Here is a 16491-nt window from a genome sequence, read left to right as displayed (position 1 = left end):
TATGTATTAATTTCCATCGACTTCCGTGCGACAGAGTATTCTGTATCTATCTAAAAATCATTGTCTTATATCATTTCGCCAACGAATTTCCACGATTTCAACTGCGGGCTAATCATCGTGATGAACGCACATCAACGCCCCGCTCAGCGGTTCTGGTACCACCGCCACATTAACCTGAAATACGCGTTTAAGTATCTCCGGTTGCAACACCTGCGTCGGCGTTCCCTGGATGACCAGCGCACCTTCCGCCAACAGTACCAGTTGATCACAATAGCGGCTGGCCTGATTGAGGTCGTGCAACACGGTCACCACGGTTTTACCCTGCGCTTTCAGCTCCCCCATCAGCTTCATCAGTTCAATCTGATGATTGATGTCCAGCCAGGTGGTGGGTTCATCCAGCAGGATGACCGGCGTGTCCTGCGCCAGCAGCATTGCCAGAAACACCCGCTGACGCTGGCCGCCCGATAAATCGCTAACACGCTGCTGTGCCAGCGGAGCAATCCCCATGCGTTCCATTGCCGCCTGCACCTGTTCCCTGTCGTGCGCCGACAACCGCCCCCACAGCGGTAACCAGGGATGGCGGCCATAAGCTACCAGCTCCGCCACGCTGACCCCTTCCGGCGTCAGATGCTGCTGCGGCAACAGCGCCAGACGCCGGGCCAGCTGACGAGAGGAAAAACGCGCCAGCGGTTGATCACCGATAAACACCTGTCCCTCTGTGGGCGTCAGCAGACGCGCCAGGGTTTTTAATAGCGTTGATTTACCGCAACCATTAGGCCCGAGTAACGCGGTGATTTGCCCGGAGGCAAAGCTGACGCTGACATCCTGAAGCACGCGTTTTCCCGCGTAGCCCGCAGCCAGATTCTCAACCCTCAGTTGCATCTATCGTGTCCTGATTAATAGCCAGAAAAACCACGGAGCGCCGATCAGCGCGGTGATGACACCGGCGGGTAACTCCATCGGTGGAGACAAGGTGCGCGCCAGCATATCGGCCAGCAGCAACACCAGCGCCCCGAGTAAGGCGGAAAACGGCAGCAGACGGGCATGACGCCCGCCGACCAGACGGCGTGCCAGATGCGGCACCACCAGGCTGATAAAGCTGATTGGCCCACATACCGCCACCGCCAGCGCTGCCAGCGCCACGCCGAGCAGCAGCACGCCACGCTGGAAGGGGCGTAAAGCCACCCCGAGGGTCGCCGCACGTTCATCCCCCAGCGCCAGCAGGTCGAGATCGCGACAAACGCTCAGGCTGATAAGCAGCAAGAGGGGCAGCGGTAACGCCAGCAGCACCATCTGCCAGTCGCGTCCCCACAGGCTGCCTGTCAGCCACAGCAGCGCGGTGTTGATATCCTGCGGACGCGACAGCAACAGATAATCGGTGACGCTGGCAAAACAGGCCGCAAGTGCGACACCCACCACGGCCAGCCGCAGCGGCGACGAGGTACCGGTAAGCCAGCGCAGCAATATCAACGCACAACAGCCCCCGACAAATGACACCAGCGGCAGACATAGCAGCGGAAAAGCGGGAAACAGCAGCAGCGCCACCAGCGAGGCCAGGCTGGCGGCATGATTGACGCCGAGGATATCGGGCGATGCCAGCGGATTACGGATCACCCCCTGCACCAGCACGCCGGACACCGCCAGCGCCGCCCCCACCATCAGTGCCAGCACCACCCGTGGCAACCGGTATTCCATCACCACAAAATGTGCCTCGTTAGCGGGTTGCCACGCCGTCCAGAGCGTTGACCAGGCGAAGGACTGCACGCCCAGTTTCAGGCTGATAATCGCGACGACCGCCAGCCCAATCAGCATCAGCGGCAGCAGATAACGTGCAGACATCATCGTTGCCTCCTTGCCAGCCAGACAAAACAGGGAGCGCCCACCAGCGCCAGCACCACCCCGGCAGGCAATTCACCGGGCCATCCCAGTCCACGCGCAGCAATGTCGGCGATCAACAGCAAGGTTGCGCCGAGCAGCATCGCCATTCGTAACATGATGCGCAGATCGTGGCCGATCCACGCGCGCGCCAGATGCGGCACCAGCAGGCCAATAAAGCCCAGCGGACCTGCCACACTGACGCACGCGCCCACCAGCAACAACAGCGCGATGCTCAAGCCGATACGCAGCACAACGATATTGACACCAAGGCTATGCGCCGCACTGTCGCCCATCGTCAGCAGGTTCAGGGCGCGCGTCTGGGTCAGCACCAGCGGGATGATCACCACCATCACCGGCAGCAATTGCCACACTTCCTGCCAGCGCACCTGGGCAATGCCCCCCGCCAGCCAGGTCAGAATGCCGTAAGCGTGATCCTCCGCCAGCAACAACACGATGCGCGTCATTGCCATGCAGAATGCCGATAACGCGATACCGGCGAGGATCAGCCGCTGCCGGTCATGGCTGCGTGCCGCCAGCGTCACACAGACCCAGCTCAGCCCACCGCCACCGGCGGCGATTAATGCCAGCGGATAGCCCTCCAGTTGCACCGGGGCAAAGGCTGACACCAGCGCAATGGCCAGCGCCGCGCCGCTGTTGATGCCCAGCACCGACGGCGAAGCCAGCGGATTATGCGTCAGCGCCTGCAACAGACCGCCCGCCAGCGCCAGTGCAGCCCCCAGCAGCACCGCCACCAGCGCGCGCGGCAAGCGCAGATTAAATACCAGCGCCTCACCAATACTGGCAGGCTGGCCCGGCCATAACGCATGCAGAGCCGCCTGCGGCGCGATCGGCACCGCTGAGAAGCTGGTCAGACTGAACCAGAAGGCGCATAGCAACAACGCCACCGTTAAAATCCAGCGTGTCATGGTGCAAATAACGTGACAGCGTCACGCGAGATCTTTTCCGCGGCGAACAATCCGCGCATGCGCGCCCAGCTGTTGCTATCGACCTCGCGGACGTGATGTTGCTGCGCGGCTTTCAACATGGTCCACAGTGGATCGGCCTGCCAGCGCTTCACGATACTTTCCTGCCGATAGTGCGCCACCAGCAACCAGTCGGGGTTTTGTGCCAGCAGGGTTTCCAGGCCGATCGGCGTCATCGGTGCACCGTTAATCGGCTCCGTCACCTGCAATCCCAGCGCACTCAGCACCCCGCCGGTGTAGCTGTCACGCGAATGCAGCGTGAACTGATTTTCCCGCGACGTGCCGAACATCACCCGGGTTCCCTGTGGCAGCTGTGCGGCGGCGGCAGCCATTCGCTGCCGATGTAACGCCAGCCGTTGCTCTATCTCCGTTTGTTTACCCACCACCGCACCGATGATGGCCGCAGACTGCACATTTTCCTGGTACGTTTCATTACGCGATTTGAGGAGCAGCACCGGTGCAATGCGCTGCAACGCGTTGTAAATACCGGCATGGCGACTGCTATCGGCGATGATCAGATCGGGATGCAGGCTGCTGATCGCCTCCAGGCTGGGCTGCCCGCGTAGCCCGACTGATTGCCAGGGCTGGAGGTGCGCCCGCACCTCCTCCAGTAAACGTTGCGGATCGTTATCGTCAGCAATGCCAACCGGGCTGAGATCCACCGCAGCCAGCGCATCGGCAAACGACAGCTCCAGTACCACAATCCGTTGTGGTACTTCCTCCAGAGTAAAGGTGCCGTGCTGATCCTGCACCGTCACGGCGCTGGCTGACCCCATCAACGCCAGCAGCAAAAACAGAACGCGCATACTTATGTCTCCCGTCAGAATTTCAGTGCACCCTGCACATAGAAGGTACGCGGCTGCCCGGCATAAATGCCTTTGTTGTTATCGTCGTAGGAGCGGGTGAAGTAGGCCTGGTCAAACAGGTTTTTCACCCCCACGGCGAGATTCAGGTTGGCGAGGCTGGGGCCGAAATCATAGCTGGCACGCGCGCCCCACAGCATAAAACCGGGAATGCGGCCGGTGCTGCCGTCGGCGCTTTCCTGCACGGTGTTGGCGTTATCGGCGAACTGGCTCGACTGGAATTCGCTGTTGAGGTTGAAAGTCCAGCTGCCGGGATGGTAATCCACCCCAAGAGTGCCTTTCTGGCGCGGAGAGAACGGCACCTGGTTGCCATAGGTGTCGCCTTTTTCACGAATTTCAGCGTTCACATAGGCGTAGCTGGCGTACACCGACACCTCTTCAAGCTGCGGCGTCAGCCCTCCGAGGTTGTAACGTACCTGGCTCTCCAGCCCGGTATGACGTGTTTTGCCGCGCGCGGTGACAGTGTCGTTGGTCTGGTTCGAGTCGTACTGGTTATTAAAGTTAATCAGGAACAGGCCCACTTCGGCCGTCAGCCCGCCATCATCGTAACGGGTGCCGACTTCCCAGGTGCGGGCCTTTTCCGGCTCAACATTGCCACTTTCCACCGCTTTGCCAATCTGGCTGTACTGCACGGTACCGAAGGAACCTTCGGTATTGGCATACAGATTCCAGCTGTCGGTGAGGTGATACAGCACGTTAAGCGCCGGAAGTGGCGCGTTATAGCTGACATCCTGGCGTGTGCCGCGAATCGCGTTGCGCTGGAACGACTCAATGTGTTCAAAACGCATCCCCGGCGTAATGGTCCAGTTGCCGATATCGATGCGATCATCCAGATACCAGGCATGGGCCTCGGTGCCAGATCGGGTATTACGGTCATATGGGCTGGCGCTGGACGGTAACTCGCCGCTTGCCGTTGGGGTGTAGTAACGCATTTCGTGACCGGACTCGCTGACATAGCGATAACCGACACCCACTTCATGCGCAGTCGGACCGAGGTTAAAACTCTGGCTATAGCGCGGTTCGATGCCCCGCACCCAATATTCTCTCGGTGACAGTGTCACGATAGATTTTTGTTCCAGATAGCCGTTGCGCAGCGTATGGGTATAGAAGCCGAGGATATTAAACTTATGCTGCTGATCCGGCTGGAACTGATAACCGAGGCTGGCTAACTGACGGCGGCCCCAGAAGCGGTCGTAAGGACGCGTTGACTGCCAGCGATCCGCATCATAATCGGCGCGGCTCAACCCGCCCGGCATATCCGCTTCGCCGTCGTAATATTGCAGCAGGCTGGTGAAGGTATGCACTTCGTTAGGCGCGTACTGGCTTTTCAGCATCACATCGTCGATGCGGGTGGCGCTGTGTTCACGCCAGTCGCTGCCTCGCGTGCCTGAGTAAAGGATGGCGCTACCAAAGCCGTTATCTGCCGTGCCGCCCACCAGCAGGTTATGAGTCTCTTTTGGGTTGTTCTGTGAAGATGTCGGGCTGAGCTGCCCTTCCACCCCCGCTTCAATCCCGAAATCTTTAGGAATGGCGCGCGTCACGAAGTTGACCACCCCGCCCACGCTTTGCGGCCCATAACGTACCGCTCCGCCGCCACGCACCACATCCACCGCATCCATATTGCCGAGCGAGATCGGGGCCAGCGACAACTGCGGCTGGCCGTATGGCGCAAACGGCACCGGGATGCCATCCATCAATACCGTGGAGCGGCTGGCGAGACGCGGATTCAGGCCGCGAATGCCAAAGTTCATCGCCAGATCATGGCTGCCGGTGCCGTTGTTTTCCGGGGCATTGACGCCGGGAATACGGTTAAGGACTTCACGCATGGTGGTCGCGCCGTTTTTGGCAAAATCGGCACGGCGGATCACGTCACGCGCTCCCGGATGTTCAAATACGTCACTTTCTCGCGCTTCACCCAGCCAGTCGCCCACCACGGTCAGGCTCTGCTCAGTCGGTTGCGGTTTTACCGTCCACAGATTGCTACCGAGCGCACTGGCCTCCAGCTGTGACCCCTGCAACAGCGCTGCCAGCCCTTCATTCACCGAATATTCGCCCTGTAGTCCCGCGCTTTGCTTACCGCGTGTCAGGCTGGCGTCCATCGATAAGGTAATACCTGCGGTTGCTGCAAACTGATTTAACGCGTTATCCAGCGGACCGGCGGCGATAGTGTAATGCGTGGTGGCAGGCGCAGCAGCCACCACCATTCCCGAGGTGAAAAGTAAGGCAGGAAGCAGGCTGAAGCGGATTGCCGTCACCAGCGGTAATACCCGCAGCGCATGTGGACGTGAAGCGGTCATAACGTCTCCAAAGAAGATAATTTTTGTGGTTTTCAGAGATAAGTCGTATGACCGGGGCAAAAGGGACAATGGCGGTGAAAAAAAATTTAACGACGCTGGACCGTGGCCCAGTAGCGGGTGACGCGATGTACCGCAATCGGCAGGGTTTGCTCCAGCGCGTGCAGCGCCTGGTCGCTATCGCGTAACGGAAAGGTGCCGCTGACGCGCAGGCTGGCGGCCGCCGGATCGCAGCGCAGCACGCCCTGACGATAACGCGCCAGCTGGGTAATCACTTCGCCCAGCGGCCGATCGCTGACGCTGAGCCAGCCGTTGATCCAGCCCGGTTCAGGCTGCGCATCCGTGCTAATCGCACCGAAGTGGTCGGCTGAGAAACGCAGCATCTGCCCCTGCTGTACGGTAACGCTCTGCTGCGAATCGCTGGCAAGACGCACCGCCACCGCGTGCTGGCTGACGCGTAACAGCGTGGCATCATCCTGTAGCTGTACGCTAAAAGCGGTACCGAGTGCGGTCAGTTGCCCCTGCCGGGTGTAAACCCGCAACGGACGCTGCTGCACATCTTTGCCGGTGGTGATAGCGAGGGTGCCGGTGAGTAAATCGATGCGTCGTTCGCTGGCGCTGAAGGTGACATTGGCCGCTGAAGCGGTGTCGAGGGTCAGCAGGCTGCCATCCGCCAGCTGATGCTGCCGAATCTCGCCGCGTGCCGTACGGTAATCGGCGCGCAGCCCCGTTACGTAATCAGTCCGCCACAGCTGCCATCCCGCGCCCATACCCACCGCCAGCAGCAAGCCTTTCAGCACATGGCGGCGTGTCATCTGCGAATCGCGCAGCGCTTTGCTGGCGACCTCGCCCGGCATCCCCTGCATTTGCTGGCGCAGGTTCTCCACCTGTTGCCATGCCCATTGATGATCCTGATGCGCATCGACCCAGCGCTGCCATTTTAATTCCTGCTGCGGGCTGACCCGTTCACCGCTCAGCACCGCGTACCAGTGCGACGCGCTGCGCAGTGCTTCCCGTTGCGCATTTGACAGCGGCGCGCTCATGTCACAGCCCCTGCTCAAGACGGAACAACAGGCAATGTTCGGTGGCTTTCGCCATGTATTTTTTCACCGAACTGACCGACACCGACAGCTGCACAGCAATCTCGGCATAGGTCAGGTTATCCAGCTGTGACAGCAAGAAAGCCTGACGCGCTTTGAAGCCCAGCCCGTCCAGCATGCGGTCGATCAATTGCAGGATTTCCAGCTGGCTTTGCTGCACTTCCGGCGACGGGGCAACGGCTTCCGGCAGCTGGCTGAGTAATTCCAGATAGGCTTTTTCCAGCGCGTTGCGGCGAAAACGATCCACCATCACGCGCTTCGCCAGCGTGCAGAGGAAGGATTTGGCATCACGGATGTCGGCCAGATGATCGCCGGACATCACCCGTAGAAAGGTGTCCTGAGTGACATCATCCGCATCAAAGGCCGAACGCAGCTTGCCCGTCAGCCAGTGCCTGAGCCAGCGATGGTTGTTGGCATAGAACAGCGCCAGAGACGGCGCAGCAGAGGATTCAGCAGCAGGCAACATGATGTCAAAGTATGTCAAAAGGTGAAAAGTGTAATGATACTAACTGCGAATAGTTATCATTACAACCTTTCAGATGACAGCATGGATCCGTGGCGGCGCGATTTATCGCGCTGTTTTCAGCGGTGCCCCGGCCAAAAGGCGCACAATAAATTGCACCGCGACGGGTCCGGGCAAATATGCAAGAGGAGAAACCTCGGATTAACTGGCTGTTATCACCCCAATCGACTGGCGTTCAATCAATTCCGCACTGAACCGGGGTAACGGATCAAGCACCTCGCCACGAATTTCCGCAATCAACCTCCGTGCCGCTTCGCGTCCCATTTCATATACCGGCTGTGCCACTACCGTGAGCGGCGGCGATACAATCTCGCTCCACGGGAAATTATCGTACATCACAAACGACAACTGCTGCGGAATACGCAGACCCCGGCGCATCACTTCGCGCAGCAGTGACATTGCCACCACGCTGTCGGAGGCGATCAGCGCGGTAGGCGGTTGTTCGCGTTGCCACAGCCTTGCGACGATTTGCTGGATTTGTTCATCGCTGTCGGCATTGACCTGCACCAGCGTTGGATCAAATGGCAACCCGGCGGCGGTAAACGCCTGCATCATGCCACCGACACGCTGTGCGACCGGCGTCAGACCAAAATCACTGAGCTGCGTAAACTCCCCTGCCAACATCATGCTGGTGACGTAAGCCACCTGACGATGCCCGGCGGCGATCAATGCCTGGGTCGCCTGCTGCGCAACATCAGTGAAATCACAGCAAATCGCTTCAACATTCAGATCAATGACCGCGCGATCGAATAACTTCAACGCACGCCCTTCCGCCAGCACCTGCATCAGGTGAGCGTTTTTGTCCAGCTCCGAGCAACAGGGGGTAACGATGATGCCATCCACCTGTTTTTCCAGCATCACCCGCACCGCGTCCTGCTCCGCCTGCCACTTCTCGTCACTGTTGCTCAGCAGCAACTGATAACCGGCCTGCCGGGTGACGTCTGCCATACCGCGCAGCGCCAGGCCAAAGTGCGGGTTCTCAATATCGCCAACGATCACGCCGATGGTGTTGGAACGTCCGGTATTCATGCTGCGTGCCAGTTCATTGGGGCGATAACCGAGCGCTGCGGCTGCGCTACTGACGCGGGTCTGCACTTCTTCGCTCACCGCGCCATAGCCACCCAGCGCGCGTGCAGCCTGCGCTTTTGATACTTTTGCTGCTCGCGCGACATCGGCCACGGTGGGCGCTTTAGAACGCACTTTCTGGTTGGTCATAATTAATTCGAATCACAGGTTGATGACAGGAAGATTGACGCTGAAAAACGTGTGTGCTTAAACTCATTGTAACTCCCTGAGACCGGTCTCACAATCACTGTCGCTCAGGAAGCCACCTGCGTTGAGACCGGTCTCAAAAACATTACATCCGCCGGCTCAACAGTCTCTGATGTTTAAACCTGCAAAAACGGACGAGCTATGAAATCGCATAAACACCTGCACGCCTTGTTCGGCGCTGCCATCGCCCTGTGTTCGCTTTCCTTCCCATCGTTTGCTGCCAGTAATGACAACCCCTATGGCCTGCTGACACCCGGTCAACTGCGCGTCGCCAGCGTCGGCGACTCCAAACCCTATACCTTCACCGACGCCAGCGGGCAGTTCACCGGGTTCGATGTGGAGTTCTTTAAGAACGTGGCCCACCGTATGGGTATCGACAAGGTGGATTTTGTTGGACAGGATTTCTCCGCCATCCTGCCCGCCGTCGCCAACGGCCAGTTTGATGCGGGCGTGGCGGCAATCGGGATCACCCCGGCGCGGCAAAAAACCGTCGATTTCTCCACCGGCTATCTCGCCGGTTATCTGACGGTGCTGACGCGCAGCGACAGCGGCGTAACAAACGTTGCCACCCTGGCGAAACATCGCCTTGGGGTGATTCAGGGAACGTTGCAGGAGAACTATGCCGTGGAGCACTTTACCCAGACCGATATCGTGCGTTTCCCGGATAACAACACCGCGGTATCGGCGATGAATAACGGCACGCTGGATGCGGTGTTCCTCGATTACGAAGCGGCGAAAAGCTATGCCGAACGCTTCAAACTGGTCTCGGCCGCCGATATCCCCTCCTTCAACGCCCCTGCTGGCGTTGCCATCGCTAAAGACAAACCGGCATTTAAAGCTGCGCTGGATAAAGCCATCAAAGCGGCCATGCAGGATGGCACCTGGAAACAGCTGTACCAGAAATGGTTTCCCGGCTCACCGATGCCAAAACAGTACCTGCCTGGCGGCCAGTAACGCGGCTTAGGGTTTGTCTTTTCACCGGTGATGAGCGCGCTCATCACCCGCACTGAATGGAGACGGCGATGGACCTGCTGACAATTCTTTCCCGTACCTTCTTTGATGTTCCATCGATGCTCGAAGTGTTACCGCAGTTGCTGACAACCGGCCTGGTCAACACCCTGATCATCTCCCTGGCGGCGACCGTGCTCGGTACCTTGCTCGGACTGGCACTGGCGCTGCTGGGAATTTCGCCCTCGCGCTGGCTGCGTCTGCCTGCGCGTATGTATACCGATCTGTTTCGCGGATTGCCGTCCATTCTGACCATTCTGCTGATCGGTCAGGGATTGGCGCGTTTCAGTTACCAGCTGTTTGGCCCCTCACCTTACCCGCTGGGTATTTTTGCTCTTAGCCTGATCGCCAGCGCCTATATGGGTGAGATTTTCCGCTCCGGCATCCAGAGCGTGGAACGCGGACAGATGGAGGCCTGCCGGGCGCTGGGCATGAGCTATAGCCGGGCGATGCGGCTGGTGGTGATCCCCCAGGGCATTCGCCGCGTGCTGCCCGCTATCGTTAATCAGTTCATCGCCATCATCAAAGATTCCTCGCTGGTTTATCTGCTGGGATTGATGACCAACCAGCGTGAGCTGTTTCGCGTCGGTCAGGATGCGGCGGTACTGACCGGTAACCTGTCGCCGCTGATGCTGGCCGGGGTGTTCTATCTGATCATCACCGTACCGCTGACGCATATGGTGAACTACGTCGACGTGCGTTACCGCACCGGACGCCGCCGCCTCACCGCGCCGCAGAGCGGGTTGAAAGAGGTGGAGGAAGTACAGAAACCCACCAACAAGGCACTGCTGGAAAGCGCGGGAGGCCATCATGACTGAAGCGAGCTGGAAAGGGGCCAGCCTGGAGCTACGCGATCTGTCGCTGGCTTACGGTCCGATTGAGGTATTGCGGCGGGTGTCGCTCAGCGTCGCTCCGGGCACCACCACCTGCATTATCGGGCCGTCGGGGTCCGGTAAATCCACCCTGCTGCGCGGCATCAACCGGCTGCACGAACCGAAATCCGGCGATGTGTTGCTGGCCGGGCGGTCGGTGCTGCGCGATAAGCCAGATGCCCTGCGCCTGCGCATCGGCATGGTGTTTCAGCATTTCAACCTGTTTCCCGACCATAGCGCGCTGGAGAACGTCGCGCTGGCTCCGTGGAAAGTGAAAGGGTTGCCGAAATCTCAGGCGATGGCGATCGCCCGCCAGCGGCTGGAAGAGGTCGGACTCGGCCAACGTGCCGATCATCATCCGCGCGACCTCTCCGGTGGTCAGCAGCAACGTGTGGCCATTGCCCGCGCGCTGGCGATGGACCCTGAGGTGATGCTGTTTGACGAAGCCACCTCGGCGCTCGACCCGGAGCTGGTAAAGGGGGTGCTAACCCTGATGGCCGATTTATGCCGTCGTGGCATGACGATGGTGGTGGTGACCCATGAAATGGGTTTTGCGCGCAAGGTCGCCGATCAGGTGGTGTTTATGGACGAAGGCGAGATTATCGAGGTCGGCACGCCTGCCGCGCTGTTCGATGATCCACAGTCGCCGCGTCTGCAACGTTTTCTTTCTGAAGTGCTGTAAACAAGGAACTGAATATGGCTGTAGAAAATCAGGCTCGTGTGGTGGTGTTGGGGGGCGGCGTGCTGGGGGTTTCCAGCGCGCTGCAGCTGGCGAAGCGCGGTGCGGCGGTCACGCTGGTGACAGAAGCTGAGCTGTGTTCCGGCGCTTCTGGTCGTTCGCTATCGTGGCTGAACTCCTCCGGTGAGCGTTCGAAACCTTACCATGCGCTGCGTATGGCGGGCATCGATCGTTACCGGACGCTGTTTGCCGACGATCCTTCCCGTGACTGGCTGCGCTTTGATGGTGGGTTATTCTGGACCGCCGCTACCCCCGCCACCCTGCACGCCCGCCATGCGTATGAAAACGCGCACGGTTATGATTCACACCTGCGAAGCCGTGACACGGTAACGGAGCTACAGATCGATCCCGCCGCGCTAAGCGGTGAGGCAATCTTCAATCCGGGTGAAGGCTGGGTCAGCCTGCCGCATCTGGTCGAACATCTGGCTCAGCAGCTGCGCGCGCTGGGTGGGGAAATTATTGAGTTTGCCGGACAAGCGGAAGTCATCACCGCCGAGGGCCGCGCCTGTGGCGTGCGCTGGGAGAAAGGCGAACTGCCTGCCGACAAGGTGCTGGTGGCCTGCGGCCCTTCTACCCCGGATGTGGTGGCCCCGCTCGGCGTCACCCTCCCCAACGGTTCGCCGCTGTCGATGCTGGTGATCACCCAACCCGCTGAGCAAAAACTCACAGCGGTGCTGAATACGCCGCGCGCCGCAGTGCGTCCCAATCCGGGGAATACCCTGGCGCTGGATCACGACTGGTACGAGAACGATATCCAGCCACTGCCCGACGGTGGTTTTACTATCGATGAGAAGGTGGTGAACCAACTGGTGCAGGAAGCCGATAAGCTGCTGCTGAACAGTGCCCCTTTGCAGGCACAGAGCTGGAAGATGGGCTACAAACCGATTCCTGGCGACGGCGAGCCGGTGCTGGGTGAGCTGCAACAGGTACCGGGTTGTTTTGTCGCCTTTACCCATTCCGGTGCCACGCTGGCGTTAATTGTCGGTGAATTACTGGCGCAGGAGATGATCACCGGAACGAAACACCCGATGCTGGCGACCTTCCGGCCTGAGCGGTTTGGCTAAGACGCTTACCCCGTAGCGGCGCGATTTATCGCGCATCTTTGGCAGCATCTGCGGGATAAAACCCGCGCGATAAATCGCGTCGCTACGATATCTGCATTACGCTTAAAACGTGATCTGCATCTCATTTAACGCCTGGAGGAAAGGATGAATGATTTATCACGTCGCCACTTTATGCGCGTCATGTCCGGTCTGGCATTGACCGCACCGGCCCTGTTCAGCCGTTACGCCACCGCTGCCCCGACGGCGCAAAACGTTCAGCTGCTGCGCCTGGAACGTAATGGCTGGGTGCCAAACAATCCCCATCTTCCGGTGATTATTTACCAAAACGTTCTGCCGAAAACGGCTGAAATGACCTCACCCACCGAATCCTTATTCGAGAAAAACAGCTGGCCACCACAGTGGGTCGCCTCGATTTTTACCTTCCATCACTATCACAGTACCGCGCATGAGGTGCTGGGATGTGTCAGCGGTAACGCAAAAGTGATGCTGGGTGGCCCAGCTGGCCATGTGATTAACATGGCAGCGGGTGATGTGGCGCTGCTGCCCGCCGGAACCGGGCATTTTAACGACGGCAGCAGCGATGATTTCCAGGTGGTGGGAGCCTATCCTCCCCAGCAGCAATGGGATATCTGCCGGGCGGCCCCGACGCCAGAGATGCTGCAACGTATCAGCCAGCTGCCGTTCCCGGACAGCGATCCGGTGGCCGGTCAGGCCGGTCCGCTGACCCACAGCTGGCAACAGGCATAAACGCTTACCGATGGCGGCGCAGCCAGATCAGTTTGTAAGCCGCCGGGATGATAAATAACGACAGCAGCGGCGCGGTGATCATGCCGCCAATCATCGGTGCCGCAATGCGACTCATCACTTCGGAACCCGCCCCGCTGCCCCACAAAATCGGCAACAGACCGGCAATAATCACCGCCACCGTCATCGCTTTGGGGCGCACACGCAGCACTGCGCCGTGGTACAACGCCTCATCCAGTTTCTGCGGTGTGAACGTCTCAGGGCGTGACAGCGCGGGTTCATTTTCTATCGCGTGCCGTAAATACATCAGCATCACCACGCCAAACTCTGCGGCCACCCCGGCCAGCGCGATAAATCCGGTACCGGTGGCGACCGACAGATGGAATCCCTGCCAGTAGAGAAACCAGATGCCCCCCACCAGCGCGAAAGGCAGACTCATCAAAATCAGCAGCGCTTCATCTACGCGGCGAAACGCCAGATACAGCAGGATAAAGATAATCATCAGCGTCATCGGCACCATCAGCTTCAGCTTTTTATTGGCATGTTCCAGCAGTTCGAACTGCCCGGAAAACGCCACGCTGGTGCCAGGCCTGAGCGTCACCTGGTCTGCAATCGCCGTTTTCAGGTCATTGACCACTGACACCATGTCACGACCACGGGCGTCGATATAAATCCAGCTGGTCGGACGGGCATTCTCGGTTTTCAGCATGCTGGGACCTGACACCACACGCACGTCAGCCACATCGCTCAGGGTGATCTGCTGCTTCATCGGCGTGAGTATCGGCAACTGCCGCAGTGCTTCCGGGCTGTCACGCAGCCCCTGCGGGTAGCGGATATTGATCGGGTAACGCGCCACGCCTTCCACGGTTTCGCCGACCGTGGTGCCACCAATCGCCGATGAAACGAACAGCTGGACATCCCCCACCGTCATACCGTAGCGCGCCGCTTTCTCCCGGTTGATATCCACATCGATGTAACGCCCCCCTTGCAGACGTTCCGCCAGTGCCGAAACCACGCCAGGCACGGTTTTTGCCACCTCTTCGATGCGCTGGGCGGTGATATCGATATCCGCCAGTACGCTGCCAGAGACCTTTATCCCAATCGGGCTTTTAATCCCGGTGGCGAGCATATCGATACGGTTACGGATCGGCGGCACCCACAGATTAGCCAGCCCCGGCAGACGCACCCTGGCATCCAGTTCATCGATAATTTTGTCGATTGTCATGCCAGGCCGCCACTCGACTTCAGGCTTCAGCTGAATGGTGGTTTCCACCATTTCCAGCGGTGCCGCATCGGTCGCGGTTTCCGCTTTGCCCGTTTTGCCAAACACCGAGGCCACTTCCGGTACGGTTTTGATCAGTTTATCCGTGGTCTGCAATAACGCCGCCGCCTGTCCTGGCGAGACGCCAGGCAAGGTTGAGGGCATATACAGCAGATCCCCCTCATTGATTTTTGGCAGGAACTCGCCACCCACCTGACTCAGCGGCCACCACACCGTGAAGATCGACAGTGCCGCCACCAGTAAGGTCAGCTTCGGCCAGTGCAGCACCTTCAGCAGCAACGGGTGATAAATCCTGATCAGCCAACGATTCAGCGGGTTGTGGTTTTCCGCCGGGATTTTCCCACGGATCCACCATCCCATCAGGATGGGGATCACGATAATCGCCAGCACGGCAGCGCCCGCCATCGACCAGGTTTTGGTGAACGCCAGCGGGCCAAACAGCCGCCCTTCCTGGCCTTCCAGCGTGAAAATGGGAATAAACGACAGGGTGATAATCAGCAGGCTGATAAACAGCGCCGGACCGACCTCTACCGCCGCATCGGTGATCACCTGCCAGCGGCTATCGTTGTCGATGCGTTCATCAGGATGTTGATGTTGCCACTCCTCCAGCCGTTTATGGGCGTTTTCAATCATCACGATTGCCGCATCCACCATTGCCCCGACGGCAATGGCGATGCCACCGAGCGACATGATATTGGCGTTCAGCCCCTGGAATTGCATCACAATGAACGCGATACACAACCCCAGCGGCAGCGAGATAATCGCCACCAGCGCCGAACGCACATGCCAGAGAAACAGCGCACAAACCAGCGCCACCACCACAAACTCTTCCAGCAGCTTGTGGCTGAGGTTAGCAATCGCCCGATCGATAAGCTGGCTGCGGTCATAGGTGGTCACCACTTCAACCCCCTCCGGCAGGCTCTTTTTCAAACTATCGAGCTTATCCCGCACCGCAGTGATCACCTCGCGGGCGTTTTTGCCGGAACGCAGGATAATCACCCCACCGGCCACCTCGCCTTCGCCATTCAGCTCGGCAATGCCACGCCGCATTTCCGGTCCAATCTGCACGCGGGCGACATCGCGCAGGGTGATCGGCACGCCGTTGCTGCCGGTTTTCAGTACGATGTTGTTGAAATCATCCAGGGTCTGCAGATAGCCGTTGGCCCGCACCATATATTCCGCTTCAGCGATTTCCACCGAAGACCCACCCGCCTCCTGATTGGAGGATGCAATGGCGGATTTCACCTCTGCCAGACTGATGCCGTACTGCGCCAGTTGCAGCGGGTTGACCTGAATCTGGTACTGCTTCACCACTCCCCCCACCGAGGCCACTTCTGCCACGTCAGGGATAGTTTTCAGTTCATATTTCAGAAACCAGTCCTGCAAGGATCGCAGCTCCGCCAGATCGTGCTTACCGCTGTGATCCACCAGCGCGTACTCAAAGATCCAGCCCACCCCGGTGGCATCGGGGCCGATTTCGGAACTGACCCCGGCCGGTAATTTACCCTGCACCTGGTTGAGGTACTCCAGCACGCGGGAGCGCGCCCAGTAGAGGTCGGTGCCGTCAGCAAAAATCACATAGACATAGGAATCACCAAACTGCGAGAAGCCGCGCACCGTTTTAGCACCCGGCACAGAAAGCATGGTGGTGGTGAGCGGATAAGTGACCTGATTTTCCACAATCTGCGGTGCCTGGCCGGGATAACTGGTTTTAATGATCACCTGCACATCAGAGAGGTCCGGCAGGGCATCAACCGGGGTGTTGATGATGGTCCAGGCCCCCCAGACGCTGAGAAACAGTGCCCCCATCATCACCAGAAAACGGTTGGCGACCGAGCGCCGGATAATCCATGCAATCATCGTCGTTCC

Annotated in this window: 14 protein-coding genes; 5 read left to right on the top strand and 9 right to left on the bottom strand. The window is 59.1% G+C overall.

Going from position 1 to position 16491, the window contains the following annotated elements; translation table 11 throughout:
* Nucleotides 1–108: 108 nt before the first annotated feature.
* The 8 genes from fecE to HA50_RS21635 form a co-directional block, all read right to left on the bottom strand.
* Complete coding sequence (gene fecE / locus HA50_RS21670) at nucleotides 109–882, bottom strand: Fe(3+) dicitrate ABC transporter ATP-binding protein FecE (protein WP_084878914.1); 774 nt, start codon at nucleotides 880–882, stop codon at nucleotides 109–111.
* Nucleotides 883–1839, bottom strand: a complete 957-nt coding sequence (gene fecD, locus HA50_RS21665; RefSeq protein WP_420851491.1) for a Fe(3+) dicitrate ABC transporter permease subunit FecD — start codon at nucleotides 1837–1839, stop codon at nucleotides 883–885.
* Entirely contained in the window at nucleotides 1839–2804 is a 966-nt protein-coding gene (fecC, locus tag HA50_RS21660; protein ID WP_084878912.1) for an iron-dicitrate ABC transporter permease FecC, read from the bottom strand. Before fecC ends, fecD begins: the two co-directional genes overlap by 1 nt.
* Nucleotides 2801–3667, bottom strand: coding sequence for a Fe(3+) dicitrate ABC transporter substrate-binding protein (locus HA50_RS21655; protein ID WP_084878911.1), 867 nt, complete (start codon nucleotides 3665–3667; stop codon nucleotides 2801–2803). Before HA50_RS21655 ends, fecC begins: the two co-directional genes overlap by 4 nt.
* A gap of 14 nt (nucleotides 3668–3681) precedes the next feature.
* On the bottom strand, nucleotides 3682–6021 hold the full coding sequence (gene fecA / locus HA50_RS21650; protein ID WP_084878910.1) for a TonB-dependent Fe(3+) dicitrate receptor FecA: 2340 nt from the start codon (nucleotides 6019–6021) through the stop codon (nucleotides 3682–3684).
* Nucleotides 6022–6107: 86 nt separating this feature from the next.
* Nucleotides 6108–7061 (bottom strand): ferric citrate uptake sigma factor regulator FecR, encoded by a 954-nt coding sequence (gene fecR, locus HA50_RS21645; RefSeq protein ID WP_084878909.1) that lies wholly within the window; start codon nucleotides 7059–7061, stop codon nucleotides 6108–6110.
* A gap of 1 nt (nucleotide 7062) precedes the next feature.
* Nucleotides 7063–7584: a ferric citrate uptake sigma factor FecI gene (gene fecI, locus HA50_RS21640; RefSeq protein WP_084878908.1), complete on the bottom strand. Its 522-nt coding sequence runs from the start codon at nucleotides 7582–7584 to the stop codon at nucleotides 7063–7065.
* 198 nt (nucleotides 7585–7782) lie between these two features.
* Nucleotides 7783–8856, bottom strand: a complete 1074-nt coding sequence (locus HA50_RS21635) for a LacI family DNA-binding transcriptional regulator (protein WP_084878907.1) — start codon at nucleotides 8854–8856, stop codon at nucleotides 7783–7785.
* 198 nt (nucleotides 8857–9054) lie between these two features.
* Between HA50_RS21635 and HA50_RS21630 the strand changes: the two genes are divergently transcribed.
* From HA50_RS21630 to HA50_RS21610, 5 genes are all read left to right on the top strand, one after another.
* Complete coding sequence (locus HA50_RS21630) at nucleotides 9055–9867, top strand: ABC transporter substrate-binding protein (protein WP_084878906.1); 813 nt, start codon at nucleotides 9055–9057, stop codon at nucleotides 9865–9867.
* A 68-nt stretch (nucleotides 9868–9935) separates the two neighbouring features.
* Complete coding sequence (locus HA50_RS21625) at nucleotides 9936–10739, top strand: amino acid ABC transporter permease (protein ID WP_084878905.1); 804 nt, start codon at nucleotides 9936–9938, stop codon at nucleotides 10737–10739.
* Nucleotides 10732–11475, top strand: coding sequence for an amino acid ABC transporter ATP-binding protein (locus HA50_RS21620; RefSeq protein WP_084878904.1), 744 nt, complete (start codon nucleotides 10732–10734; stop codon nucleotides 11473–11475). The genes HA50_RS21625 and HA50_RS21620 overlap by 8 nt, the downstream gene beginning before the upstream one ends.
* A gap of 14 nt (nucleotides 11476–11489) precedes the next feature.
* Entirely contained in the window at nucleotides 11490–12596 is a 1107-nt protein-coding gene (locus tag HA50_RS21615) for an NAD(P)/FAD-dependent oxidoreductase (protein WP_084878903.1), read from the top strand.
* Between the two features lie 144 nt (nucleotides 12597–12740).
* Nucleotides 12741–13343 (top strand): cupin, encoded by a 603-nt coding sequence (locus tag HA50_RS21610; RefSeq protein ID WP_084878902.1) that lies wholly within the window; start codon nucleotides 12741–12743, stop codon nucleotides 13341–13343.
* Nucleotides 13344–13347: 4 nt separating this feature from the next.
* Here the strand turns inward: HA50_RS21610 and HA50_RS21605 are convergent, their stop codons facing one another.
* Entirely contained in the window at nucleotides 13348–16482 is a 3135-nt protein-coding gene (locus tag HA50_RS21605) for a CusA/CzcA family heavy metal efflux RND transporter (RefSeq protein ID WP_084878901.1), read from the bottom strand.
* Nucleotides 16483–16491: the final 9 nt, after the last annotated feature.

Source organism: Pantoea cypripedii (assembly GCF_002095535.1).
Classification (GTDB): Bacteria; Pseudomonadota; Gammaproteobacteria; order Enterobacterales; family Enterobacteriaceae; genus Pantoea; species Pantoea cypripedii.
This window is presented reverse-complemented; position numbering and strand designations above follow the sequence as displayed.

What these genes read in the sequence shown, in the direction of transcription:
- fecE (WP_084878914.1), bottom strand. Translation starts at nt 882, where the DNA reads ATGCAACTGAGGGTTGAGAATCTGGCTGCGGGCTACGCGGGAAAACGC.
- fecD (WP_420851491.1), bottom strand. Translation starts at nt 1,839, where the DNA reads ATGTCTGCACGTTATCTGCTGCCGCTGATGCTGATTGGGCTGGCGGTC.
- fecC (WP_084878912.1), bottom strand. Translation starts at nt 2,804, where the DNA reads ATGACACGCTGGATTTTAACGGTGGCGTTGTTGCTATGCGCCTTCTGG.
- HA50_RS21655 (WP_084878911.1), bottom strand. Translation starts at nt 3,667, where the DNA reads ATGCGCGTTCTGTTTTTGCTGCTGGCGTTGATGGGGTCAGCCAGCGCC.
- fecA (WP_084878910.1), bottom strand. Translation starts at nt 6,021, where the DNA reads ATGACCGCTTCACGTCCACATGCGCTGCGGGTATTACCGCTGGTGACG.
- fecR (WP_084878909.1), bottom strand. Translation starts at nt 7,061, where the DNA reads ATGAGCGCGCCGCTGTCAAATGCGCAACGGGAAGCACTGCGCAGCGCG.
- fecI (WP_084878908.1), bottom strand. Translation starts at nt 7,584, where the DNA reads ATGTTGCCTGCTGCTGAATCCTCTGCTGCGCCGTCTCTGGCGCTGTTC.
- HA50_RS21635 (WP_084878907.1), bottom strand. Translation starts at nt 8,856, where the DNA reads ATGACCAACCAGAAAGTGCGTTCTAAAGCGCCCACCGTGGCCGATGTC.
- HA50_RS21630 (WP_084878906.1), top strand. Translation starts at nt 9,055, where the DNA reads ATGAAATCGCATAAACACCTGCACGCCTTGTTCGGCGCTGCCATCGCC.
- HA50_RS21625 (WP_084878905.1), top strand. Translation starts at nt 9,936, where the DNA reads ATGGACCTGCTGACAATTCTTTCCCGTACCTTCTTTGATGTTCCATCG.
- HA50_RS21620 (WP_084878904.1), top strand. Translation starts at nt 10,732, where the DNA reads ATGACTGAAGCGAGCTGGAAAGGGGCCAGCCTGGAGCTACGCGATCTG.
- HA50_RS21615 (WP_084878903.1), top strand. Translation starts at nt 11,490, where the DNA reads ATGGCTGTAGAAAATCAGGCTCGTGTGGTGGTGTTGGGGGGCGGCGTG.
- HA50_RS21610 (WP_084878902.1), top strand. Translation starts at nt 12,741, where the DNA reads ATGAATGATTTATCACGTCGCCACTTTATGCGCGTCATGTCCGGTCTG.
- HA50_RS21605 (WP_084878901.1), bottom strand. Translation starts at nt 16,482, where the DNA reads ATGATTGCATGGATTATCCGGCGCTCGGTCGCCAACCGTTTTCTGGTG.